Origin of the sequence: Streptococcus cristatus, assembly GCF_008369405.1 — a bacterium.
Lineage (GTDB): Bacteria > Bacillota > Bacilli > Lactobacillales > Streptococcaceae > Streptococcus > Streptococcus cristatus_G.
Genome location: NZ_VSJJ01000001.1, coordinates 168,962 through 194,875, shown reverse-complemented (window position 1 = coordinate 194,875; position 25,914 = coordinate 168,962). Strand labels below are relative to the sequence as shown.

General features: G+C 41.8%; 25 protein-coding genes and 1 pseudogene. All 26 read right to left on the bottom strand.

The features are described from left to right. Window positions 1-13: 13 nt before the first annotated feature. Window positions 14-982, bottom strand: a complete 969-nt coding sequence (locus FXF62_RS01080; protein ID WP_015604963.1) for a thiamine pyrophosphate-dependent dehydrogenase E1 component subunit alpha — start codon at window positions 980-982, stop codon at window positions 14-16. A 298-nt stretch (window positions 983-1,280) separates the two neighbouring features. After that, window positions 1,281-2,447 carry an ATP-grasp domain-containing protein gene (locus tag FXF62_RS01075; protein ID WP_149517318.1) on the bottom strand — a complete coding sequence of 389 codons (1,167 nt, stop codon included), beginning with the start codon at window positions 2,445-2,447 and terminating at the stop codon, window positions 1,281-1,283. Window positions 2,448-2,474: 27 nt separating this feature from the next. After that, a complete protein-coding gene (locus FXF62_RS01070) occupies window positions 2,475-3,215 on the bottom strand; it encodes an esterase family protein (RefSeq protein WP_148888979.1) in 741 nt (246 codons plus the stop codon). 26 nt (window positions 3,216-3,241) lie between these two features. Next, window positions 3,242-4,066 carry an alpha/beta hydrolase gene (locus FXF62_RS01065; protein ID WP_149517317.1) on the bottom strand — a complete coding sequence of 275 codons (825 nt, stop codon included), beginning with the start codon at window positions 4,064-4,066 and terminating at the stop codon, window positions 3,242-3,244. A 107-nt stretch (window positions 4,067-4,173) separates the two neighbouring features. Beyond that, window positions 4,174-5,508, bottom strand: a complete 1,335-nt coding sequence (trmFO, locus tag FXF62_RS01060; protein WP_149517316.1) for a methylenetetrahydrofolate--tRNA-(uracil(54)-C(5))-methyltransferase (FADH(2)-oxidizing) TrmFO — start codon at window positions 5,506-5,508, stop codon at window positions 4,174-4,176. Window positions 5,509-5,601: 93 nt separating this feature from the next. Further along, on the bottom strand, window positions 5,602-6,096 hold the full coding sequence (locus tag FXF62_RS01055) for a phosphoribosylanthranilate isomerase (RefSeq protein ID WP_149517315.1): 495 nt from the start codon (window positions 6,094-6,096) through the stop codon (window positions 5,602-5,604). Window positions 6,097-6,136: 40 nt separating this feature from the next. Then, window positions 6,137-8,230 carry a type I DNA topoisomerase gene (gene topA / locus FXF62_RS01050; protein ID WP_149517314.1) on the bottom strand — a complete coding sequence of 698 codons (2,094 nt, stop codon included), beginning with the start codon at window positions 8,228-8,230 and terminating at the stop codon, window positions 6,137-6,139. Window positions 8,231-8,314: 84 nt separating this feature from the next. Then, entirely contained in the window at window positions 8,315-9,157 is an 843-nt protein-coding gene (dprA, locus tag FXF62_RS01045; protein ID WP_149517313.1) for a DNA-processing protein DprA, read from the bottom strand. A 104-nt stretch (window positions 9,158-9,261) separates the two neighbouring features. Then, complete coding sequence (locus tag FXF62_RS01040; RefSeq protein WP_149517312.1) at window positions 9,262-9,825, bottom strand: sugar O-acetyltransferase; 564 nt, start codon at window positions 9,823-9,825, stop codon at window positions 9,262-9,264. Between the two features lie 29 nt (window positions 9,826-9,854). Next, the gene (locus FXF62_RS01035) at window positions 9,855-10,622 is read right to left on the bottom strand and encodes a ribonuclease HII (RefSeq protein ID WP_149517311.1); all 768 of its coding nucleotides are present in this window, start codon (window positions 10,620-10,622) and stop codon (window positions 9,855-9,857) included. Next, complete coding sequence (gene ylqF / locus FXF62_RS01030; RefSeq protein ID WP_149517310.1) at window positions 10,609-11,460, bottom strand: ribosome biogenesis GTPase YlqF; 852 nt, start codon at window positions 11,458-11,460, stop codon at window positions 10,609-10,611. Before ylqF ends, FXF62_RS01035 begins: the two co-directional genes overlap by 14 nt. A gap of 105 nt (window positions 11,461-11,565) precedes the next feature. Beyond that, a complete protein-coding gene (locus FXF62_RS01025; RefSeq protein WP_149517309.1) occupies window positions 11,566-12,480 on the bottom strand; it encodes an MBL fold metallo-hydrolase in 915 nt (304 codons plus the stop codon). A 3-nt stretch (window positions 12,481-12,483) separates the two neighbouring features. Further along, window positions 12,484-13,596: an acyl-CoA dehydrogenase family protein gene (locus FXF62_RS01020; protein ID WP_149517308.1), complete on the bottom strand. Its 1,113-nt coding sequence runs from the start codon at window positions 13,594-13,596 to the stop codon at window positions 12,484-12,486. A gap of 11 nt (window positions 13,597-13,607) precedes the next feature. Further along, on the bottom strand, window positions 13,608-14,522 hold the full coding sequence (locus FXF62_RS01015; RefSeq protein WP_187984207.1) for a LysR family transcriptional regulator: 915 nt from the start codon (window positions 14,520-14,522) through the stop codon (window positions 13,608-13,610). A gap of 185 nt (window positions 14,523-14,707) precedes the next feature. After that, complete coding sequence (locus FXF62_RS01010; protein WP_149517306.1) at window positions 14,708-15,361, bottom strand: 3-oxoacid CoA-transferase subunit B; 654 nt, start codon at window positions 15,359-15,361, stop codon at window positions 14,708-14,710. A gap of 1 nt (window position 15,362) precedes the next feature. Then, window positions 15,363-16,088 (bottom strand): CoA transferase subunit A, encoded by a 726-nt coding sequence (locus FXF62_RS01005; RefSeq protein ID WP_148886517.1) that lies wholly within the window; start codon window positions 16,086-16,088, stop codon window positions 15,363-15,365. A gap of 16 nt (window positions 16,089-16,104) precedes the next feature. Beyond that, window positions 16,105-16,884, bottom strand: a complete 780-nt coding sequence (locus FXF62_RS01000; RefSeq protein WP_015604980.1) for an enoyl-CoA hydratase/isomerase family protein — start codon at window positions 16,882-16,884, stop codon at window positions 16,105-16,107. A 284-nt stretch (window positions 16,885-17,168) separates the two neighbouring features. Then, a complete protein-coding gene (locus FXF62_RS00995; RefSeq protein ID WP_015604981.1) occupies window positions 17,169-18,347 on the bottom strand; it encodes an acetyl-CoA C-acetyltransferase in 1,179 nt (392 codons plus the stop codon). Between the two features lie 18 nt (window positions 18,348-18,365). Then, the gene (locus tag FXF62_RS00990; protein WP_015604982.1) at window positions 18,366-19,214 is read right to left on the bottom strand and encodes a 3-hydroxybutyryl-CoA dehydrogenase; all 849 of its coding nucleotides are present in this window, start codon (window positions 19,212-19,214) and stop codon (window positions 18,366-18,368) included. 94 nt (window positions 19,215-19,308) lie between these two features. Beyond that, entirely contained in the window at window positions 19,309-20,517 is a 1,209-nt protein-coding gene (gene fadE, locus FXF62_RS00985) for an acyl-CoA dehydrogenase FadE (RefSeq protein WP_149517305.1), read from the bottom strand. 303 nt (window positions 20,518-20,820) lie between these two features. Continuing rightward, window positions 20,821-21,159 carry an ATP cone domain-containing protein gene (locus FXF62_RS00980; RefSeq protein WP_015604984.1) on the bottom strand — a complete coding sequence of 113 codons (339 nt, stop codon included), beginning with the start codon at window positions 21,157-21,159 and terminating at the stop codon, window positions 20,821-20,823. Between the two features lie 15 nt (window positions 21,160-21,174). Further along, a complete protein-coding gene (locus FXF62_RS00975) occupies window positions 21,175-21,675 on the bottom strand; it encodes a GNAT family N-acetyltransferase (RefSeq protein WP_149517304.1) in 501 nt (166 codons plus the stop codon). Window positions 21,676-22,046: 371 nt separating this feature from the next. Beyond that, window positions 22,047-22,667, bottom strand: a complete 621-nt coding sequence (locus FXF62_RS00970) for a hypothetical protein (protein ID WP_149517303.1) — start codon at window positions 22,665-22,667, stop codon at window positions 22,047-22,049. Window positions 22,668-22,720: 53 nt separating this feature from the next. Beyond that, window positions 22,721-23,656, bottom strand: a complete 936-nt coding sequence (dapA, locus tag FXF62_RS00965) for a 4-hydroxy-tetrahydrodipicolinate synthase (protein WP_005590358.1) — start codon at window positions 23,654-23,656, stop codon at window positions 22,721-22,723. Window positions 23,657-23,735: 79 nt separating this feature from the next. After that, complete coding sequence (locus FXF62_RS00960) at window positions 23,736-24,812, bottom strand: aspartate-semialdehyde dehydrogenase (protein WP_149517302.1); 1,077 nt, start codon at window positions 24,810-24,812, stop codon at window positions 23,736-23,738. A gap of 484 nt (window positions 24,813-25,296) precedes the next feature. Continuing rightward, window positions 25,297-25,912: pseudogene (locus FXF62_RS00945) on the bottom strand (DNA alkylation repair protein). Window positions 25,913-25,914 lie beyond the last annotated feature (2 nt).

Below are 25,914 nucleotides of genomic sequence, written 5' to 3'. Positions count from 1 at the left end.
TTTTCTCCTCTCTTTAGTCTGCGTAAATATCTTCAAAGGCAGATTCAAGCGGCGGGAATGGGCTTTCTTCTGCAAACTTGACAGATGCTTCTACTGCTTCTTTGACTCCAGCTTGGATAGCTTCTAGCTCTTCCTCGCTTGCAATCTTGTTTTCCAGTAGGTATTTACGAAGATTTTCGATTGGATCTTTCTTCTTCCATTCGTCTACTTCTTCACGAGTACGGTATTTACCAGGGTCAGAAGATGAATGTCCCAACCAACGATAGGTCACACTCTCGATTAGAACTGGTCCCTTACCACTGCGAACATGCTCGACAGCCTTTTGGAAGCCTTCATAGACATCGAGAACATTGTTTCCATCTTCGATGAACATGCCTGGAATGCCATAGGCTGCACTACGTTGGTGAATATGGTCAACATTAGTCATTTTCTTAATGTCAGCAGAAATACCATAGCCGTTATTGATACAATAGAAAATTACCGGTAGATTCCAGATGGAAGCCATGTTGACTGCTTCATGGAAAACACCTTCGTTGGTTGCACCGTCACCAAAGAAGCAGACAACAATTTTGCCTGTCTTTTTCATTTGCTGGGTCAGAGCTGCTCCGACAGCGATTCCCATACCGCCACCTACAATACCATTGGCACCAAGGTTTCCAGCATCCAGGTCGGCAATATGCATAGAGCCGCCTTTTCCTTTACAAGTACCATTATACTTACCAAGGATTTCAGCCATCATGCCATTCAGGTCAATGCCTTTGGCAATGGCTTGACCGTGTCCACGGTGATTAGAAGTGATTAAATCATCCGGGTTCAAAGCTAACATTGCACCAACGTTTGCTGCTTCCTCACCAACTGAAAAGTGAGTCATGCCTGGAACTTTTCCTTTTTTTACAAGTTGCGCAATTTTCAAGTCCATGCGACGGATCTCTTCCATCTTACGGAACATCTCTAATAAGAGAGATTTATCTAAAGTTGACATTTCTTTGCCTTTCTAGAACACTGTTCAATCGTGAACTAAGACAATCGTTGGTAGCTGACCAAGTCGTACTGAGCTTTCATGAATATCCCACGCGCTCGAATTGTCCTATAATTCCGAATGATACAGGGTATAAGCATTATTTATTTCCCTTCTATTCTAACCAATGTTGAAAGCACTGTCAAAAGTTTTGCTCAGATTTTTTCACAAAGAAAAAATCAGCATATCGCATGGATACGCTGATTGATGAAACAAAAATAACAATTTCACAAACTATTATTCCTAGATTTTTTGAATGGTTCTATTCTGCTTTCTTTCCAAAGTCAGCAATCATTTCTTCCATCTGCTCCCGACTTGGAGTGGTCAGCATGTAGAGATAGTCTCCTTGCAACTCTGCAAAGGCCGCTGGCATGTCTTTTTTGACTTTAAAATTATCCCGATATTTCTCTAGCAAATCCGCCTCTGAATAAGCATAATGCGAGCTTGCGCGACGAGACGTTGCCAAGCAGAATAATGGCTCTACGTCTGACTCAGGGAAAGGCTCACCCACCACAATATTCGCGTATCCACGATAGAGATCAATCGAATGAGCATAGTTATAAACATCGATGGTAAAGCCACCTGCTGGACGATTATTGTATTCGATAGCTATATAATCACCGTCTTGACGGAAGAACTCGATATGGAAAAAGCGCTCTTTCATGCCAAATGCTTGGACGATGGCCTCGCCATAAGCACGAAGTTTTGGATCCATCTCCTTGAGGATATAGTAAGAATTATCCATTTTATAAAGCATGAGGTCTAGCGGGGTATAGGCGTAGTCAAAAGTCGTTGAAAAGACTATATTTCCCTCAGAATCAATCAGCCCATCAAACGTACAAATCTCACTAGAAGTCACAAATTTTTCAAAGAAATAGACAGTTTCCTGATCCCACTCAGCTTTGAAATGCTCAACATCAGCAGCTGTTTCAATCTTAAACGTGGCTGCAGCCCCTACTCCATTATCTGGCTTGGCAATCAGAGGCAGACCGATTTTTTTGACAGCTTGATCCACATCCGATAGTTTTTTAACAACCTGACCTGGAACGACTGGCACACCAGCTTTCTGGAAGAGTTTCTTCATTTCAGACTTGAACTTGGTCTTTTTCAGGTCATTCGGTTTGGCTCCAAAAACGTTAAATTGTTCCCGCAATTGGGCATCTTGCTCCAGCCAGTATTCATTGTGGGATTCAATGCGGTCAATCGGTCCATGTTTGTAGAAAAGGAAGGCTACCGCACGTTTCACTTCGTCCAGATTTTCCAAATTGTCAACACGGAAATACTCGGTCAATGCGTTCTGGAGGCCTGGACCTAACTGCTCATAGGGCTCCTGTCCGATACCAAGCACTCTAATGCCCTTGTTAGCCAGCTCAATCGTAAACTGCTGGAAATTTTCCGGATAATAAGGTGAAATAACAATATAATTCATAGTAAGACTTCCTTTCTACTTAACATTTTAGAGATTTAACTGGCTCAAGAAATAAGGCATCTGCTTGCGCCACCAAATCCAATCATGAGACACATCATGGCCCCATTCAGCAAACCAGGCTGGAATATTTTTGTGCTCGCAGGCTTCTTTCAGTGTATAGAATGAAGGAAGACCATCCTGCTCCCAGTCGCCTAAACCAGTACAAACAATAATATCAGCCTGTCGATAGCGGTCAATAAACCAACCATCATTTTGGTTCCAAATATAGTCAGCTGGCGAGTTTTGATAAATGGCTTCGTCGTTCAAATTGTCACCAACAAAGAAGCGTGCGTCATAGACACCACTGAGGGCAATCACTTTATTGAAAACATCTGGATGCTGGAGGAAGAAATTGACAGCATGATAAGCCCCCATAGAGCAGCCTGTCGTCATCATTGGGTTAAACCAGCCTGTCTTGTGTTTGATAAAGGGAATCGCTTCTTCAATAACATAACGCTCATAAGCACGGTGCATCTCAGCACGGTCATGGGGATGTTTCCAGTCAGCTAGCCAGCTTTCGCTATCTACGCTGCTCAAGGTGAAAAATTGCACCTTCCCTGTCTCGATGAACCAAGAGCAGGCTTCAATCATGCCGAAATCAGCATATTCGTTGTGAGAACCACCTGACGAAGCAAAGACTACCACTGGAATTCCAGCATGACCGTAACGATTGACATACATTTCACGGTTCAAATGACCGCTCCAATGACTTAAAAATTCTACATGCATTTCTTTTCTCCTTTTTGCTTCTTTTCCTACCACTTTTCACTGATAAAGCGGAAACAGTCGGGCAGATTTTCCGCCCAGTCCACTTCATTGTGAATCGCTCCTGACTGGATTTTGATGTGGAGATTGTCCAGCTCCACACCAGCAGCAATCAGCTGACGGTAATAACTAAGCGAAGAATCAATGTAGGCTTGTTTGATATTGCCTGCCATGAGGGTCTTATCAGTATCATCAGCTTCCTCTGTTCCGACATAGATGAAAACTCGCTGGTCAGAGTGCAACTTCTGGCGTTCTATATAGCGATCAAAAGCTTCCTGATGGAGCCAGTTGGCTGATGAAAAAACGCCCAGACAGCCGACCTGATCCTGATATTCAATGCCTATAAACTGGGTAATATTCCCACCCAATGAGGAACCAATCATAGCCGTATGCTGGCGGTCAGCCTTCGTCCGATAGTTTTCGTCGATAAAAGGTTTGACGACATCCATGACGAACTCAGCGTACTCTGTGCCCTTACCACCAAATTGCATGCCAGGAATATTGGACTCTTGGAACTTCCAAGCAGAATACTCATCCATCCGTCGTGGTCCATCATTGTCAATTGCCACGACTATCATTTTTTCAATATCGGGATTACGCTTGATTGTTGGAATCACTTTCCAAGAATGGCCACTGAAAGACTCCTTGCTATAAAGGACATTTTGGCCATCGTGAAAATAAACGACAGGATAGGTCTTTTCAGTATCTTGTTCATAGTTTTTAGGAAGCAACACTCGCACGCGCCGCTTTTGTTTGGTGTAAGGAACTAGCAACTCATGGGTTTTCATATCAAGATAGAAATAGGATTTATTCATTTTCAGAAAACTTTCTATTTTCAAAATTTTTTATTTATTATATCACAATTTAAGTAAAAAAGTTAGGAAATACCTAACTTTTTTGAGATTTTCAGGGAAAACTTACTCTACTTATCTAAATAGGGCGTTAAATCTGCCAGTGCCCGCTCAGCAATCTTCTCATAGCGCTCTTTCTTATCACGAATCCGAGGTCCTTCCAGCTCTTTGATGATACCAAAATTAACATTCATCGGCTGGAAATGTTTGCTGTCCGCATGAGTGATATAATGTGGCAAACTACCGATAGCTGTTGTTTCTGGAAAGACAAGCGCTTCTTCTCCATTGGAGAGTCGAGCGGCATTGATACCTGCTACCAAACCAGAAGCTGCTGACTCTACATAACCTTCAACTCCAGTCATTTGACCAGCAAAGAAAAGATTGGGCTGTTTCTTAGAGCGGAAAGTCTGCTCCAGCAGGTTTGGAGAGTCCATGTAAGAGTTGCGGTGCATAACACCATAGCGGACAAATTCTGCATTCTCAAGACCAGGAATCATTTGAAAGACCCGCTTTTGCTCGCCCCACTTGAGATGAGTTTGGAAGCCAACGATGTTGTAAAGACTGCCTGCTGCATTGTCCTGACGAAGCTGCACCACAGCGTATGGCGTCTTAAAGTCTCCATCACGAGGCCCTTGGTAGTCATCTGGATATTCTAAACCAACCGGCTTCATCGGGCCATAAAGCATGGTTTTAATGCCTCGCTTAGCCATAACTTCAATTGGCATACAGCCTTCAAAATATTTTTCTTTTTCAAAGGAATTGAGCGGTGCTTCCTCAGCATTGACCAAAGCATCATGGAAATCCATAAATTCTTGCTTGGTCATGGGCGCATTGAGATAAGCTGCTTCGCCCTTATCATAGCGGGATTTGAGATAGACCTTGGTCATATCAATGGTATTGACATCAATGATTGGTGCTGCTGCATCGTAGAAATAAAAGCCATCGCCCCCATTGAGCGCGTGGATTTTTTCTGCTAGCGCATCGCTGGTCAAAGGCCCTGTCGCAATGACTGTGATGGCATCCTCTGGAATTTCAGTGATTTCCTCACGAATGACTTCAATCAATGGATGATTGGTCACTTGCTCCGTTACCATCTTCGAAAAACCTTCTCTATCAACCGCTAGAGCGCCACCAGCCGGCACCCGAGTCGCTTCTGCAGCTCTTAAAATGACCGAGTCCAGCCGCCGCATTTCTTCTTTGAGCAGACCGACTGCATTGGTCAACGCATCTCCTCGCAGGGAGTTAGAGCAGACCAGTTCTGCAAAGTCTTCAGTTTTGTGTTGAGGCGTCGATTTGACACCCCGCATTTCATAGAGTTTGACTGGGATTCCGCGCTTGGCAATCTGGTAAGCTGCTTCACTGCCCGCAAGACCAGCTCCGATAACATTGATATAGGATGATGACATGATACTCTCCCTTGGATATTTCTAGATTTTCACTCTGACCATTATAACAAAAAGATAGTAAAAAAGACAGACAGGAGGATTCCTGGCTGTCCATCATTCTGTCATTTTTTCTAAATAAGCAATCTTAGCAAAATCCTTATGATTGTTATTATCATTTCGGTAAGAATCTTGAGAAGAGGCACGGTAGATCGCCAGAAATTGCGCTGGAGTTGGCAGTAGAAATTCAACACCCTCTACATCTCTTCGAGTCAGCTCCACTATTGGTACACCTGAAAAAGCCTCCAAGGTTTCCATGACACCAAACTCAATAGATAGATCTTCTTTTTGAAATTCATGCTCGTGCAAATCGACCAAGCGATAGCCCAAGCGCTCCACCATGGGCTCAATCTTATCCATATCATAAATACGCTCTTCATCAGGCGCTTCCCAGCCACGCTCATCGCCATGAACGTGAATGTCGATATCCCGCGCTTGCCAGTCTTGTCCAGTAACCTGCTCCAGACCTAGAGAACCCATCAGCAGTGGAACAATTCCTATCTTGTTCAGTTGAGACGCGATTTTTAGAAATTCTACAAATTTATCCATCATAGTCTGTTCCTTATTTTTAAAAATAGATTGAACAATACAACTATTTCACTTTTTCTTCTTGATAGTCACCATTGCTGCAGACCACTTGCTTACCGCCACCACGAACTTTCTTTTCAATCAGATAATGATCGCATTTTGGACAGTTACGTCCGACCGGCTTGTCCCAAGATGTGAAATCACAGTCTGGATAACGATCACAGCCGTAGAAAATGCGATTTCGCTTAGTCTTACGCTCGATAACTTGACCTTTCTGGCATTGCGGGCAGGTCACGCCGATTTCCTTGACGATAGCCTGAGTGTGACGACAGTCTGGAAAATTACTACAAGCATAGAACTTGCCAAATCGACCCAACTTGATAACCATGGGACTGCCACAGACCTCACAGTCAAAACCGGCTGGCTCATCCTTAATTTGGATTTTTTCCATCTCAGACTCAGCTTTTGCTACTTCCTTTTCAAAAGGTTTGTAAAATTCGTCAATAATCTTCTGCCACTGCTCTTTGCCAACTTCTACATCATCCAATTTTGCTTCCATTTCGGCTGTAAATTTCACATTTACGATGTCTGGGAAGAATTCGACAATTAGCGAATTGACAATCTCACCTAGTTCAGTCGGCTCAAAGCGCTTGGAAACTAGCTTAACGTAATATCGTTTCTGAATAGTTTCAATGGTCGGTGCATAGGTAGACGGCCGGCCAACACCATTTTCTTCCAAGGTTTTGATGAGAGTTGCTTCAGAATAACGTGCAGGCGGCTGGGTAAAGTGCTGTTCTGGATTGGTATTGACACGTTTGACGGTATCGCCCTTTTCCATATCTGGCAGCATTTTATTCTTGTCAGAGTCGTTGTAAATAGCCAGATAACCATCAAACTTGACCTGACTGCCATTAGCTGCAAATTGGACACCATTTTGCCCCAGCTTGACATTCATTGTATCAAAGACTGCTGCAGTCATTTGGCTGGCAACAAAGCGGTTCCAAATCAGCGTATAGAGCTTAAGTTGATCCTTATCCAGATACTTTGCCATACTTTCCGGTGTATTGAAAACGCTGGAAGGACGAATGGCTTCGTGGGCATCTTGAGCGCCAGAGGCGTTCTTAGCCTTGCTGCCATGTTTGGAATATTTAGCACCAAATTTATCTGTGATAAAGCTTGCTGCTTCATTTTGCGCCACAGGGCTGATACGAGTCGAGTCGGTACGCATATAGGTAATGAGACCTTGTACGCCAGAACCGATATTAATCCCTTCATAAAGCTGCTGAGCCACCATCATGGTCTTACGAGTTCGGAAATTAATCTTATTAGCGGCATCCTGCTGCATAGAGGAGGTCGTGTAGGGTAGCGGAGCATTGCGTCGACGCTCCTTCTTTTCAACGCTGTCGACAGTAAAGTCATCACCCTTGAGGTGAGACAGAACTTCTTTGACCTCATCGTTGTTGGTCAGCTTCATCTTCTTGCCATTCATGCCGTAGAAGCTAGCCTGAAACTGACGAGTTCCTTTTTTGAAGGTTCCGTCAATTGTCCAGTATTCTTCAGGTTTGAAGGTATTGATTTCATTTTCCCGGTCGATAATCAGCTTGAGGGCGACAGACTGCACCCGACCAGCTGATAGGCCCTTTTTGACTTTCTTCCAAAGAATAGGAGAAATGGAGTAACCAACCAAACGGTCCAGAACCCGACGAGCTTGCTGGGCATTGACCAAATCCATATCAATCTGACGTGGCTCTTTAAAAGCATTCTTGACCGCATCTTTGGTAATTTCGTTGAAAACGACACGGTTTTTCTCTTTTTCATCTAGATCGAGAATGTGGGCCAGATGCCAAGAAATAGCTTCTCCTTCGCGGTCCGGGTCACTTGCTAGAAAGACTTGCTTGGCTTTCTTGGCTTCTTTTTTTAAGTCATTAATCAAAGGACCCTTACCACGAATATTGATGTATTGTGGCTCATAGTTGTTCTCAAAATCGATGGACATGGTAGACTTTTTCAGGTCGCGAATATGCCCCACACTGGCCAGAACCTTATAGTTTCGTCCCAGATATTTTTCTATTGTTTTTGCCTTGGCAGGCGACTCTACGATAACAAGATTTTTCTTGACCGCAGACTTTTTCTTTGTTTTTGTTACCAAATTAGACACCTTCTATAAGAAATAAATCTCATAGAGTTTAAACTATTTTTTGATAGATGTCAACTCGTAACTATTTCTATAGGAAAACTTATTTTAAAATTTGAACTCAGAAAGGACGTCAGAGCCTGATGTAATGCACTTTGCACCCTCTTGAATCAAATGATGGCAGCCGTCAGATCTTCCATCCAAAATTGACCCTGGAATAGCAAAGACATCCCGCCCCTCTTCCATTGCCCGCTCACAAGTAATCAGACTGCCTGAGCGCATCTTGGCTTCTGCCACAATGACTCCTCGACAGAGACCAGCGATGATACGATTTCGCTCTGGAAAATGGAATTTCAAGGGTTGCTCACCTGGCCCATACTCCGTCAGCAATAAATGATTTTTGCCAATATAAGCCTGCAGTTTTTGATTGGCCTTGGGATAGAAGACATCTAGCCCCGTTCCAATGACAGCAATAGTTTGGCCACCATTTTGCAGGGCAGCCATGTGAGCTGCGGTATCAATCCCACGAGCCAGGCCGCTGACGATAACCAGCTCATTATTTAACTCCTTAATGATTTTCTGCACAGCAGCATTTCCCTGCTTACTGCTGTCTCGACTACCGACAATGGCTATCTTGGGCATTTCTAACAAATTTAAATTTCCTTGATAAAATAGTAAAGTCGGTGCATCATAAATCTCGCATAAATCCCAAGGGTAAACATCATCCAAAATAGAAAAGGATGGAAATCGGTCAAACTCTTCCTTCAAAGCTTGCAGATCGAGCCGCTTGTACTTCTCCATAAAGAGAGCAGGATTGCGGCACTCAGAGACGACTGCCTTGTCTCGCAAAGATAGCTCTCCCTCTTTATTTTCTGCATATCTCAAGATATTTAAGACCTGTTGATTTGTTAAGCCAGCTTTTTTCATTTTATAAATTTCAAAATTATTCATTTTTATCACCTCACTTTCTTATTCGTAAAAAAGTTCAAAAAAGAACTGCAATACAGTTCCTTGTTTCTTATTCGATTAGTTATTGAGAAAATGGTTGAGTTATTCTATTCTCCATGAACAGGAATTTCCTTAATGATTTTAGCAGGATTGCCGGCTAGGACTACATTATCGCCAAATGATTTGGTCACAACTGCACCTGCTCCGACTACCACATTATCTCCTAGCGTCACTCCTGGCAGAATCGTTACGCCGCCACCAGCCCAGAAATTGTCACCAATCTTAATGGGCGCCCCGTATTCAATACCAGAATTTCTTTCCACCGGATCAAGTGGATGCAGCGGCGTCAAAAACTGGCAATTGGGACCCAGCATAGCATTCTTTCCAATGGTAATAGGACAGACATCCAGCATGGTCAAATTCCAGTTGGAATAGAAATTCTCCCCCAAGTGAATGTTAACTCCATAATCACAGACCAAATCTGGATGCAACCAAAGATTCTCCCCTGTACTGCCAAACCACTCCTTGGCAATAGCACTGCGTTTTTCAACATCTCGTTCTTGGTTAAAACGATACTGAAAATCTCTCGAGCGAGCAGCCAATCCTCTCAATTCAGGATCCTGAGGACTGTAGTTCTCCCCTGCAATCATTTTTTGGTATTCACTGGTCATACTTGTCTCCTCATTACGATTAGGATTTCTTATGAATTTATCATGGATTTAATCGGTTCGAAGCTTCTACGGTGAATCGGTGTGATACCATATTTTTCCAGCCCTTCCAGATGCAGCTTGGTGCCATAGCCGGCATTTTGGGCAAAGTCGTAGCCCGGATAAACCTGATCAAATTCCGCCATCATCTTGTCCCTCGTCACCTTGGCTACGATAGAAGCCGCTGCGATGGACAGGGAATTGGCATCGCCCTTAATAATTGACTGCTGAGGCAAGGGCAAGTCTAACTTCATCGCGTCAATCAAGAGGTAATCTGGCTTAATCTTGAGCTGGGCTACCGCTTCTGTCATGGCTAGCTTGGTCGCTTCATAGATATTGACTCGGTCAATCGTTTGATTGTCCATAATCCCCAAGCCAACGGCTAAGGCCTGATCTAGCACTGCTTGATAAATTTCCTCATGCTTTTTCTTAGGAATCTTTTTACTGTCATTCAGCCCCTTGATTTTACAGTCAGGAGGCAGAATAACTGCTGCTGCGACTACTGGACCAGCTAAGGGACCTCGTCCGACTTCATCAATGCCAGCCAGGGCTTGGAAGCCTTGACTGTAGAGTTCTTTTTCATAGCGCAGCATAAACTCCAGACGCAGATCCTCATCTAGCTCTGCTTGGATTTCTTTTTGGCGCTTGAGTAAGAGTTTTTGAACACCGCTCCGCTCATCCTGCTTTAAAGCCTGAAAAAGCGGATCCTTCAAGTCAGAAACTTGAGCCAGTTGCTCTTGGATTTCCTTAATCGTGGCCATCCAATTCCTCCAGACCATCCAGTGTATAACGACCTAAGCGGCCATCACGCACTTCCTTGACAAAGAGGCTATAAAAACGATCGTAGTCCTCTTTGAAGCCTAGTTTTTGAGTCATATCCATAATCATGTCTGGCGCTTCCAGCTCTAAATCCAGCTGCTTAAAGCGCTCCTGCAGCGCCTTAGGATAATGCTCTTTAAAATAATTGAGTCCAAAAATAGTAACTTCGTCCATGGGTAGCAAATTGTCCTTGATAGCACCCGTCAAAGCGAGTTTCAAAGCCACCATTTCATCTTCAAATTTTGGCCAAAGAATCCCCGGTGTGTCTAGAATTTCCAAATCCTTATTGGACTTGAGCCACTGCTGACCTTTGGTGACCCCTGGTTTATTGCCGACTATCGCAATTTTCTTACCAGCTAGCCGGTTCATCAGCGTGGACTTTCCAGCATTGGGAATCCCGATAATCATGGTCCGCAGGGTTTCAATTTGAATTCCTCTTTCCCGCTGGCGAGCTAGCTTATCAGCCATCAATTTCTTAGCTGCTTCGGTCACTTTTTTAACTGCAGATTGCTCCTTAGAGTTAATAGCCAAGGTTTTGATTCCCTGACTTTCAAAATAAGCTTGCCATTCCTTGGTCAAGGTCGGATCCGCTAGGTCGGCCTTATTTAAAATCAACAACTTGGGCTTATCCCCAACAATTTTAGTCAGCATAGGATTTTGACTGGATAAAGGCAGCCTCGCATCCACCAAAATCGTCACAAAATCTACAAATTTAATATTTTCTTGAACCTGTCTCCGAGCCTTGGACATGTGCCCCGGAAACCATTGAATCGTTGCCATTAAAAACCTCTTTCTTACAATCTTCTAGTATCTCATTATACCAAAAAAATAGAGAATAAAATAGTAAAATCGCTCCCTCAGATTGATAGAAGCGATTCTCTATTCTTATAAAAATGACGGTTTGCGGTCTTGTTTATCTGTGAATGGAACTCGCGGTTCACGAATCCTAGTCACATAATCAACAAACTCCTCTCCAGTCTGATCAAACTCAGCAACTGCGAAAAATTGATCGTGGTAAAAGAAAAACTTATAGTGGTTTTCAAAAGCTTCGTTGAGCCATTTGTCCTTAGCTGCGATTGAACGCATTGGATAATCATCTACCGCAGCAACCCATAGAGGTTTCCGATGAGCATGAGTCAGCACCAAGTCAGCCATATGAATCATGGTTTCCTCGCCCTGTTTCAGTAAGATGATGCTGTGACCATTACTGTGACCGCCTGTATGAACCATTTGAATTTCTGGAATGACATTCAGATATTCAGTAAAGGTTTCAACCTGATCTTGGATTGGCTCCCAATTTTCCTTCAGATAAGTTCCTCTTGTCCGACTATTGGGATTTCGCATTTCGTACCATTCCACCTCATTTACAAAAATCTTTGCATTTGGGAATTTTGAAACAAGCTGATTGTTTTCATCTAATCTAGTCAGACCGCCAGAATGATCATGGTGCATGTGCGTCATTAAAATATGGGAAATATCCTCCGGTTTTAATCCCAAGAGAGCCAAACTTTCTTCAACACGGCTCTCAGAAAGAATACCTAGATTGCGACGTTGTTTATCAGAAAGTTTAGCCGTATCAAAACTCGCATCAATTAAATAATTTTGCCCCTTGTATTGAATCAAAATCGGATCTGTCAGTTCAGCCATCATATTTTCTTCTGTTGTTGGATAATAACGCGACCAAACAACCTTTGGTACAGGGCCAAATAAGGTACCTGCATCTGTGAGCTTATCCGCTCCACGCAACCAAGTTAGCTTCATTTCCCCAAACTGATACTCTTGTAATTTGAGTTCTGTCATTTTTTACTCCTTTAACCATCTTTCTGCGATTTCTTTTCTGATCGAATTTCCTGACCGTCCATAATTCTCAATAATTTCAGCATCTTTAAAATAGCGTTTGATGTTCACATGATCAAATTTTTGTAAAGGTCCGATAAGACGGAGGATTTCATCTGTAACCTCTAGCGCTACCTTAGTCATATAGAGCTTTATCCGTGCAACAAACTTGGAATCTTCTTCTATTTGATTAGGATAGGATGAGAAATAAGCATCTGCAGCACAAATTTTATTGTATAGATCTGCGAACTTGTACTGATGCAACTCAACATCCATCAGTCGCTTGCCGAATCCTCTTTTTACACGTGCAAACTCAAGACCCTTATAAAAAGCACCTTCGGCAACTCCTAAAGCAACCGCACTCAAGCCAAGTTGCATATTCTTTATGATATCATTAAATTGCTCATTTCCAGCCAAGACTCCGCCTAATAAGGCAGTTTCCGGCAGGTGTACATTATCTAAGGTAACAGAACTTAGTGGAAGTCCTAGTAAACCTTGCTTTTCTATCTGCTCACCAATGAGCACACCCGAAGCATTCGTCTCCACAATGAAGAAGCCGTAAGAATCAGGCTTTCCATCCTCCCTTACTTTAGCTAAGACCAAGAGAATGTCCGCAATGCTGCTATTTGACACCTTGGCTTTTTCTCCCGAAAGTTGCCAACCTGTCTCTGTCTTGATCGCATAGGTCTCCAAATCTGCCAAAGTATTTAGATGCTTAGACTCAGAAAATCCAAGACCTGCTTTACAAGTTCCCTTTACCAACTTGTCCAGATAACGCTCTTTCTGTTGCCCCGTACCAAAATTCAAAATCGGATAAACACCATAACAACCTTGGGTCAGCAATATAGTTGAAAGAGCTGGGAACTCATTCGAAATCATTCGAATAGAGCTGATAAAATCAGAAGCCAAAACCTGGTCGTCTTCTGACAAAATCGGTGAAAAAATATCCAAATCCGTCGTCAATTCTTCCCAAATCTCCTGAGGAAAGTCGACTGATTCATCATGATTTTTCATGTAGTCTCTAATAGCTGTATTTACATATGAACTCAATGCTGCTGTTTTAGTACTGGACTTCATCATCAATTCTCCCTCTATGAATGTGGCTCAGAAAGAGGCTGATAATAACCTTTTAAAAGCTCTTCATATACGTATGCTTCTACCTCATTGTAGCTTGCTTTATAAGGCCGGCAGAACCAAATATTGAAAGGCACCGGATCCTTAAAGCGCACAACCTTGAATTTATTCTTATCGACAAAATACTCCAAAGGACGAGGTAAAAGTGCAATCATATCGTTTTGATAAGTTGACTCTATCAAGAAATCCCATGTCGATGATAAATAGGCAAAATTTGCTTTTATCTTTTTACTCTTTAATTTTTCAGTGATTAAATCGTAGGTTGTAAATGATTTATTAAAGGTCGCTAAACCGTACTGAGCTATATCTTTCCACTCCAATAATTCTTTATCCGCCAAAGGATGATTCTTATCCATATAAGCTACGTATTCATCAACTTGGATGATATACTGTTCATATTTCTTTGGATCCAGGTTGGTAGGTTCAATCACTACCGCAAAATTCAAATCACCCATAACCAACTTTTGGCGCAATTCATTACTTCCATCCTCAGTAACTTGAATGTTAACTTGCGGATTGTCTTGTAAAAATTTTGGTAAAATACTAGAAAAATATACACGTAAAATCAATGATGGAATGCCCAAGTTAAAGGTCCCTTTTTGTTTGAGGGCTTCCATATGAATCATTGATTGCATCTCTTCATGCCGGTTGACAATCTCTGTGGCAAAGCGGTAAATCTTACCACCAGCTTCCGTCAGACTCTCTAATCTTCCATTTCTACGATTGAAGAGCTGGATTCCTTCCGTTGATTCAAAATTTGTGACAAACTGACTCAAGGCTGACTGACTGATATGAATTTTCTTAGCCGCGATAGAAAGATTGCATCCACATTCGACGATATTGATAAAGTAAGTCATTTGAATTATATCCACTTTTCGTCTCCCATCTTTCAAATTTTTACGAGGTAATTTGCCATAAATAAAACAGCAACTGGCCCTCGAAAGCATGATGACCAGTTGCTAGTATTCTGATTAAAAACTAATCATCGCTCAAGTTGTTATAAACACATAGTAACACACTTTCAGAGAAAGAGGAGATTAATTGCTTACTAACCTTATTAGATTGACATCGTTTTCAAGTCTTCTGAGACAATTACTTCTCCTGCTGTCTTTTCAAGCACTTCCTCTAAGGTAACGCCAGGAGCAAGTTCTTTCAAGAGGAACTTACCATCTTGGAAACCAAAGACAGCCAACTCTGTAATGACTAGATCAAGCACTCCTTTAGCAGAAAGTGGCAAAGTGCACTCTGGCAAGAGTTTAGATTCACCATCTGAAGTAGTATGCTGGATTGCACCGATAACACGTTTCGCTCCAACCAACAAGTCCATAGCTCCACCCATTCCTGGTGCAAACTTACCTGGAATAATCCAGTTAGCGATACTACCATCTTGACTTACTTCCAAAGCTCCTAGCACGGTCGCGTCAACGTGTCCACCACGGATGATCGCGAAGGAAGTCTGCAAGTCAAACAATGCTGCTCCAGGTAAGAGAGTAATTGGCGCTCCTCCAGAGTTTGCTAGGTTTGGATTGTAAGTATCTTTCGTTGGTGTTTCACCAAAGCGAAGAGCTCCATTTTCAGCCTGAAGAATAACGTTTACTCCGTCAGGAATATAGTCAGCAGATGCGTTTGGAATACCAAATCCTAGATTGACAACATCTCCATCTTTAAATTCTTGTGCAACACGTCTTGCAATAATTTCTTTTGCTTTCATATTAGTTCACCCCCGCCAATTTTTTAGTCTCAGTCCAAAGATCACCCATCATCTTATGGTGTTCTTCTGGAGTCAAGCTTTGTACGACATAGTCAACAAGGATGCCCGGAATATAAATATCATTCGGATTAATTTCGCCAGCTTCAACAATTTCATTCGCTTCAACGATAACAGTATCTGCTGCGAGAGCTAATTGCAAGGAAATATTTTTCGTAGTGCCATCGATATACAAGTTGCCATATTTGTCAGCTTTAGTCGCTTTGATCAACGCAACATCGATTTTAAGTGGATCATAGACCAAATATTCACGGCCATTACGTTCTACTTTTTCATAATCTTTTTCTAATATTGTCCCAACACCTGTCGGAGTCAAGACAGCTCCTAGGCCAGCTCCAGCAGCATGGAGACGTTCAACAACAGTTCCCATCGGTGTAAATTCAACTTCCATAGTCTTGCTGAAATATTCACGTTGAGCTGCTGCAGATGTTCCTACGTGGGCTGCAATATATTTTTTAACTTGGTGATTTTCACAAAGTCGTCCAACCCCAACTTCTTTACCAGGATGAGATGTTACCACTGATACCAAAGTCAAGTCTTGCTGGTTTTGTTTTACTAATTCTTCAATCAGTTCAAAAGGTTCACCGACTCCGAGGAATCCAGATATTCCAACGATATCACCCGATTTGACCTTAGAAATAGCTTCTGATAATGATACAACTGATTTCATGCTGATACCTCCTCTTTTACTTACGATTGAAAACAGCTTTGCGTTTTTCAACGAAAGCACGCATTCCTTCTAGTTTGTCTTCTGTAGAGAAGAGCAATGCTTCTGCTTCTGTTTCCAGACGGATTGCATTTTTAAGAGGAAGTTCCGCACCAACTTGAATGACATGTTTTGCTTTTTCAACCGCTAACGGTGCATTCTTCATGATGGCTGCAGCTAATTCTTCAGCTGAAGACAACAATTCTTCAGCAGGAACCAGTTTGTTAAGAATACCTAAGTCATAGGCTTCTTGACCTTTCACTGTACGAGCAGTGAAAATAAGTTCTTTGGCACGGCTAGTTCCAATCAAGCGAGACATCCGTTGAGTACCGGCAAATCCTGGAATAATACCCAAGCCAACTTCTGGGAAACCAACCACTGTTTTTTCAAATCCGATACGAATATCTGTTGAAAGTGCTAGCTCCATACCACCACCGAGTGCATAACCATTGAGGACTGCGATCGTTGGTTGGCGTAAATCTGAAAGGCGAGTAAATGTATCATTTGCAAATGTCATGTATTCAAATGCTTGAATAGGTGACATCAAATCCATTTCCTTGATGTCAGCTCCAGCGACGAATGCTTTCTCTCCTGCTCCAGTTACGATAACAACGCGAATTTCTTCGCTTTTCTCAACTTGATCAAGAACTTCATTCAAATCAGCCAAAACTTGAGAACTCAAGGCGTTCAAAGCTTCAGGACGGTTGATAGTGATATATCCAATCCCGTTTTTAACTTCTAATAAAACAGTTTTACTCATTTTTATGCTCCTACTTATAAAAATTGAATGACTAAGTATGGTGTCAACAAATACTTAAACCCAAAATGTAAGAGCTTACATTATTATGATATACCATTTCTCACACTTCGTCTACTTAATCATCATTTATACATCAATAAGCTAAGCTTATAGTTTTGATGTTCAAATTAAATTTCCGAAGAATAAAACAAGTCCCATCAAGGCTTGTTTGCAAAAAACAGCACATCGATAGGACTTGTTTATATAGTAGAAGCAAATGGAAAACTTCAAAAATGAACTAGGGTTTAGCGTTCTACGATGACCGCTGTACCCATTCCGCCACCGATACAAAGGGTAGCAAGGCCACGTTTAACATCACGTTTTTGCATTTCATGCAAAAGTGTTACCAAAATACGGCAGCCTGAAGCCCCGATTGGGTGACCAAGAGCAATTGCACCACCATTTACATTGACTTTTTCAGGATCAAGATTCAATTCTTTTCCAACGGCACACGCTTGCGCTGCAAATGCTTCATTAGATTCAACCAAATCTAAATCTTCCACTGTAAATCCGCCTTTTTCAAGGGCTTTGCGAGATGCGTAAATCGGACCACAACCCATAACTTTTGGATCTAGTCCAGCGCTTGCATAAGATTTGATCGTTGCCAAAACTGGAACGCCCAATTCTTTAGCTTTATCAGCACTCATAACAACAACTGCTGCTGCACCGTCGTTAATACCTGAAGCATTACCAGCAGTTACAGTACCATCTTTCTTGAACACTGGGCGCAATTTACCCAAACCTTCAAGAGAAGCGTCTTTTCTTGGGAATTCATCTGTATCAAATACGATAGGATCGCCTTTACGTTGCGGAATTTCAACAGGAACAATTTCTTCTTTGAAACGACCAGCTTCGATAGCTGCAACTGCACGTTTTTGAGATTGCACAGCAAAGTTATCTTGGTCTTCACGTGTAATTCCATATTGTTCAGCAACATTTTCAGCTGTGATTCCCATATGGAAACCTTCAAATCCATCAGTCAAACCATCGCGAAGCATCGTATCGACGACTTTAGAATCACCCATACGAGCGCCCCAACGTTGATTTTGAAGAACATAAGGAGCTTGGCTCATGTTTTCAGCCCCACCAGCTACAACGATATCAGCATCTCCACATAATACAGCTTGAGCTGCCAATTGTACTGCTTTCAAACCAGATCCACAAACTTTGTTAATAGTGAAAGCTGGAGAAGCTACTGGAACACCTGCATTAACACTCATTTGACGAGCTACGTTTTGACCAAGACCTGCACCCAGAACGTTACCCATGATAACTTCATCAACTTGTTCTGGTTTCAAGTTTGCTCGTTCAATAGCACTTTTAATAACCAAAGTACCTAGATCAACAGCCGAAACATTTTTTAAAGTTCCACCAAAAGAACCTAAAGGTGTGCGGACTGCTGCTACAATAACTGCTTCTTTCATTTCTTGCTCCTTATTATCTTAGTATTTAAAGAATCCTTCTTTAGTCTTGCGACCAAGCTTACCAGCTTCAACCATCTTCTTCAGAAGTGGAGCAGGACGATACTTAGGATCTCCAAATCCATTGTTTAACACTCCCATGATAGCCAAGCAGACATCAAGACCAATCAAGTCAGCCAATGCCAATGGGCCAATTGGGTGATTAGCACCTAGTTTCATTGCTTCGTCAATTTCTTCTGCTGAAGCAACACCTTCACCCAAGATGAAAATAGCTTCATTGATCATTGGAATCAAGATACGGTTCACAACAAAGCCATAAGAATCTTTCACATCTACAGCTGTTTTACCGATTTTTTCAGTCAATTCACGAACAGCTTTCACAACTTCATCTGAAGTTTGAAGCGCACGAATAACTTCGACCAATTTCATAACTGGTGCTGGGTTGAAGAAGTGCATACCAATAACGCGTTCTTGATGAACTGTCGCTGCTGCAATATCAGTAACAGATAGAGATGAAGTGTTTGAAGCTAAAATAGTTTGAGGGTCAGTCAACTCATCCAATTGTTTAAAGATGCTCAATTTGATGTCGCGATTTTCAGTAGCCGCTTCAATAACCAATTGAACATGTTTTGCATCTTCATAAGATGTAGAAGGAATCAGATTTGCCAAAATGCTGTCTTTATCTTCCGCTGACAAACGACCTTTTTCAACAGAACGAGACAATTGCTTAGCGATACCATCTAGTCCTCTTTGAACAAACTCTTCCTTGATATCATTGAGATAAACTGTGAAACCTGATTGAGCAAAGACTTGTGCAATACCGCTTCCCATTTGACCTGATCCAATGATCATCACTTTTGAAATACTCATTTTTTTCTCCTATTTACTATCAAAATATAAACTTCAAAAAGAAAGAATCGGAACGATTACTAGCAAATGCTGAGCAATCGTTCCAAATTCATTATTATACAAATGCTCCAACGCCAGTAATTTCACGACCTACGATCAAAGCATTCACTTCATGAGAACCTTCATATGTATAGATTGATTCAGCATCTGCAAAGAAACGAGCAACGTCTGTCTCAAGTGTAATACCATTACCTCCGCAAGTTTCACGAGCAAGGGCAACTGTTTCGCGCATTACCAATGAGTTGTGCATCTTAGCAAGTGCAGAGTTAAGCATCAATTCATTACCTTTCTCTTGCATCTCAGCAATACGAGTTGAATAAGCAATAACTGCTACAGCATTTGCTTGCATACGAGCCAATTTTTCTTGAACAATTTGGAATTTGGCAATTGGACGTTTGAACTGTTCACGATCTTTAGCATATTTAAGAGCTGCAACATATGATCCACAAGTCACTCCCATAGCAATGTGAGCAACGTCCGCACGAGTGAATGTCAAGATGCGAGCTACATCGCCAAATCCATTGATGTTTACCAAACGGTCTGAATCTGGCACTTCAACGTTCTTCATAGTAATATGACCATTGCGGACACAACGAAGAGCAATCTTATGTGGAATTGGTTCTGCATGATATCCAGGAGCTCCCTTACGAACGATAAAGCATTTCACTTTTCCATCTTCAACGTCGCGGGCAAATACTGGAACAACATCAGCTGTATCTGATCCACCGATCCAACGTTTTTCTCCGTTCAAGATCCATTTATCGCCAACACGCTCAGCTGTTGTAGCAAGACCTCCAGCAATGTCAGAACCTGACAACGGCTCAGTCAAAGCGAAACATCCTTGCCAGTCAAATGCAGCCAATTTAGGAAGGAATTCTTTTTGTTGACGCTCGTCACCACCAAGCAAGATTGTGTTGTAGCAAAGTCCACCATGAACTGTGAAGAAAGTTGCTATAGACGCATCAAAACGAGCTAATTCCAAATACAAGAATGCGATATAAAGTTCTGATGGTTTGTAGTTGCCTTCGCGACCTTCGAACAATTTAGGGTTGTTCATGATTTGAGCGCCTTTAGCAACAGTATAGAATTGTTCGAATGGGAAATCAGGTGCTTCCCAATATTCATTGATTACAGGACGAAGGTGTTTTTCAATCAAACGACGAGTTTCTTGTAATACTTCAGCTTCTCCCAATGTCAAGCCATCTGCATAGTGGAAAAGATCCTCAGGGTATAGTTCACGCAAAATTTCTTCTTTAGTTGCCATTTTATTGACTCCTTTTGTATAGTTTTTATTTGTAATAAGAGCGCTTTCATTTTGCGGCTCAGTATTTGTTGACGCTTTCATTTTATATCTAATATGTTATGATGTCTACTTAAGAAAGATTAATAAGACCATAAGTTGAGGTTATACATATTGATTTGACTGGCTTTGAAAGGTCTTTTTCTTATAAAAACTAGGAAAAAATCTTTGAATGCGGTTACAAACTTTGAAGAAAGATCTACCTTGAACTGACTTTTTATATTGAGTTTTGAAAAAGAAAAAGCCCATGTGGGCTTTTCAGCATTTTTATCGGATTTGCTCAAAATGCAAATGGACAGCGATATGATCACCGTAACCACTGCGCTCCAAATCACGCTGCAAGCGGTAAGAAATATAATGCTCAGCAATGGTGATATAACCTGCTCCCAAGAGACGATTTTCAACCATAGACTGAATCATACTGATAGTCGCACGCTCAACCTTGGCTTCTTCCAAATCTAACACGACTTTTTTTGTTACCAAGGCTAGATTTTGACGGAGGTCGTCTGTCAAGACGTAAACAGTTTGAGCTGCTTTTAATACCGCTTGATAGATTTTATCTGGGTCAAAATCAACGACTTCCCCACTACGTTTAATAACTTTCATAAAATACTCCTTTATTTATATATTTCTGATGTAATGTAAATCTCTGGCTTGGCTGCTATCAATCCAATTTTCAGTAGCAGAGTCAAAGACAAAGCCCTCTTTTTCATAAAAAGGAAGACCAATAGCATTTCCTTCGGTTACTGTGACGGCTTGTTCTTTAGCCTGATATTGTGATTTTTGATAAGTTGTCAAGGTCTCCAGTAACTCATGACCAATTCCCAAACGTTGAGCCTGAGGCAAGACATAGAGAACGTAGACATTGGCTCTGCCGTCCTCGCTCATTCCACCACCAATACAACCAAGCACCTGCCCATTCCTTTCTGCCAGCCAATAGCCGTTCCATTCGGTAGAAAGTTCAGTCAAGTCCTTGTGCAAACGTTCTTGGCTATAGAACATGTCAAACACTCGTTCTATGTAGGAAGAGGAATAAATATCTTTATAGGTAGTCAGCCAAGTTTCTCTACATATTTTTTGGATTTGATGCCAATCATCCTTGCTTGCCTTACGAACCCGCATTTTATCACCTCTCAAGCTAGAACTTACCCTATCATTATACAATTTTTTCTTGTTTTTTTCAAAAAGAATGGAACATCTAGAAAAAGGACTGCAGAGATGAACCGAGTCACAATCCTTATAATTTTATCTAACGTTTGATGTACCGTTCAAATGCAATCCTATTGAAATATTTTTCAGACAACTATAAATGCTAGTCCTTTTATCAAGTTAATAGAACTAACTAATAAGAGGCAGGGACAAAAGTCCTAGCCTCTCAATTGTCTTTGTATTGTCTAGCAAGACGCAGTGGTTGAGTGGGCTCTACTACGCTGATTTCATCAGTTTTTACAGCCCTACTCAACTGTGCGGAGGTGGGACAACGAAATCGAATTCTAACGATTACCGATTTCTGTCCCACTCTCATTTTGCTCTAATACAATATCTTGTTTCTTGTAACGATAATGCATTTTCCAATGATTTTCAGACACTTCTTCTAATTTCAGAGTTTTGTTAATCTTATTAAAAGGCAATTTCTCTTCCTCAACTCTCTTTAGGAGCTCAACTAATAAGTCACCCCCAGCGTTTAGAGAAATTAAACTATCATCCTCGCTATCGTATTGAAGTAAAACTTTCTTCGTCGGTTTGTGAACGACATTATAAAGATTAAAAGCCCTTTTAATGTCAAAATTCTTCTCTTTGTCGGCTATCATTGGCACAGTATGCAACTCTAACCGACCAATTTTAAAAGCACCGAAAAGACTGACAACAATCCCTAATCCAGCAAGTGTTTCCCATATGAGAGAGAAAAGTTTTAAATCCCAATCTGTTATAAGGTTAAGGAGTAAATAAAGAGCCCCCAAACCAAACCCTAACAAAATTAAACCTGCGCCATAGAAACTTGCCTTATCACCAGTTCGAATAATTGGCTTGTCGTAAACTCTCTTCCCCTCAAGTTTTTCCAGACTGCGCTTTGCCTTGTACTCTTCGATTCGTTGACTATGCTTTTCTGTCATACTATTTAATCACACCTTACTTATCTATATAAACTCTAAACCAAAATTACCGATCAATAATCTGGTCTTAGAACCCCTTTAACAGTCTCTTTAGTCGCTTCATAGTCGCCATCAACCACAACCTTGATAATACGCTTAGCATCTTCCTCAGGAGCTGGCACAAGCGGTAAGCGGGTTGGACCTGCTGCAAAGCCCATATAATTGAGGACGGCCTTGACTGGAGCAGGGCTTGGGTAAGAGAACAGGGCATTGACTTTTGGAATGAACTTCCGCTGAATGGCAGCCGCTTTTTTGATGTCATTGTGCTCGATAGCGTCCAGCATTTCAAACATTTCATCACCATTTGTGTGAGAAGCAACGGAAATAACCCCATCAGCACCCAGATTCATAGCATGAAAGGCATCGCCATCCTCACCCGTATAAATCAGGAACTCTTCTGGACGATGTTCAATCAGATAGGCCATATTCGCCAGACTGGTACATTCTTTCACGCCGATAATATTTGGGTGTTCTGCCAGCCTTAGCATGGTCTCAGGCGTCATCTCAACTACTACCCGTCCTGGGATATTGTAGATAATGATAGGCAGGTTTGAAGCATCCGCAATGGCTTTAAAGTGCTGATACATGCCTTCTTGAGACGGTTTATTGTAATAGGGAACAATGGCCAAACCAGCTGCAAAACCACCAAATGCATCTACTTCTTTGACAAATTCGATGGAGTCACGCGTTTCATTGGTACCAACACCAGCTATCAAAGGAACGCGACCCTTGACAACTTTTTGTACAGCCGCAAATAATTCCAACTCTTCATCGTGGGTCAGGGTTGGACTCTCCGCAGTCGTTCCAGCTAGCAAAATCCCATCCGTATGGTGAGCCAAAAGGTGCTCAATCAAATCTGGAATGGCCTCAAAATTGATGGAGCCATCTTCATGAAAAGGCGTAATGAAAGCTGTGATGATTTTACAATTCTTCAAATCTGCGTATGCCATAGACTTACCTCTCTTTGTATGAAAAGAGGATTGAATGACAGATATTCAATCCTCGACCTGTCACGTATTTTCAGACAGTTTATTTTAATTCAAAAACAACTTCTTCCGTCGGACGGACCAAACCACGCTCATGAAGAGTTTCAGCAATTTGGACAGAATTCCAAGCAGCACCTTTGAGAAGGTTGTCTGAAACGACCCACATATGGATTCCTTTTTCTGCATCCAAGTCTTTACGAATACGACCTACAAAAGTATCGCGTGAACCAACTGCATTGATGGCTTGCGGATAGACTTGGTGAGCTACATCATCCTCAAGAACTGCACCTGGAAAGGCTGCAATAGCTGCTTTCACTTCTTCAATTGGTGCTACTTCTTTTGTTTCGATGTAAACAGACTCAGAGTGAGCTGACAAGACGGGAATACGCACACATGTTGCAGATACTGCAATGCTGTCATCTTCCATGATTTTCTTAGTTTCCTTAGTCATCTTCATCTCTTCGTATGTGTAATCATTGTCAGTGAAGACATCGATTTGTGGAAGAGCGTTAAAGGCGATAGGATAATGTTTCTTATCACCACCTGAAGGCAAGATTTCCGCATGCAAATCACGTGGATTCAAACCATCATTCAACACTTCACGAAGCTCACGTTGCGTTTCAAGAATGGCTCCCATACCTGCACCAGAAACCGCCTGATATGTAGAAACAATGATACGCTCCAAGCCCCATTGCTGACGGACTGGCTCCAAGGCCAACATCATCTGAATAGTTGAGCAATTGGGACAAGCGATAATCCCTTTATGCTGATCTAGTGCATGGGCGTTGACTTCTGGAACAACCAGAGGCACATCAGGATTTTGGCGAAAATATGAGGTGTTGTCCACTACGACTGCACCAGCTTTAACTGCATACGGAGCATATTTTGCTGAAGTAGAGCCACCAGCTGAGAAAAGAGCGATATCTACACCTTCAAAGGCAGTTTCCGTTGTTTCTTCAATGGTGACATCTTGTCCCTTGAACTGAAGAACCTTACCAGCTGAACGAGCAGAAGCCAAATAACGAATCTTGTCAATTGGAAGTGTTGATTCTTCCAGCATTTTAATCATTTGAGCGCCAACAGCACCAGTGGCACCAACTACAGCAACTGTATATCCCATACAATCCACCTCTGAATTTTCTAAAAATTTTGTATATTCTAGTATTATACTATTTTTAAGGAAAAATGCAAATATTTCTAAAGAATTACGGCCTTATTTTGTCGAAATATGTAGCCCCCACAACGCTAACCGTCTCAGCATCAATGTCTCTAAACTCGGATGCGACTAAGAGTCTTGCCTCTCTAAGAGAGGTTTCAAGGTTTACAGATTTTGTTCTCACGAACAAAACTGCATCCATTGCTCTATGCCTCAACTGCCTTCTGCGAAGTTGCTTCATCAAGAGCAATAGAAAATCCCCAATCCGTAGACTGGGGATAAGGGCACTTTCGTGTGATCAGCAGGTTCACACAACTGATCAAGGTCCGCTCCTGCGTTTATGACCTCCCATGCTTCAATTTGCAGAAAATCTGCATATCGACTCATCGCACTTATCTATCATAAGCTATAGCGTAGAAAATGTCAAGCCATAAAGATTAGTCAACCATCACAGATACTTACTTCCCTCTCGAATACTAAGCGCAGTCATTTCTGCCCGATGTTGCTGGATAAAATCTCTGACCCAGTCTGGATTAGTTTTAGAATAATCTCTCAGCGCCCAGCCGATGGCCTTGTTAATAAAGAATTCTGTTTGGCCTAGATTATTCACTAAAATTTTCTCCAAGAGCTCTGTGTCTGTTTTTTCTTTTCGCAACAGCTGATGATCAATAGCCAAGCGCCGCAACCAATGTTTCTGGAAATCGAGCAATGATTGATCCAACCAAGCGGTCCAAAAAGTCAATGGTATCCCACCAAGATTTTGTTTGAGCCAGCTTTTTCAAACGTGGCAAGTCAGATGGAGTCAATAGTTTCTTGCGACTTTCCAGATAATCTAGCGCAGCATACTGCAATTCTCGATAGGGATTCTTCCAAGCTTCATTTATAAAATTCCAGTCAATGACGAAGTCAGTCTGTTGTTTGAAAAAAGCCTTTGCGAGTTTCCGCCTGGCTGGAGTTTTGACTCCTAGAAACTCAAATTTGTTTTTCATATAGGCTTTCATAGCTACCGCATCATTAGGGTTAGCTACTGCTTTCAGATTTTCAAATAATTCCTCTACATCCATAG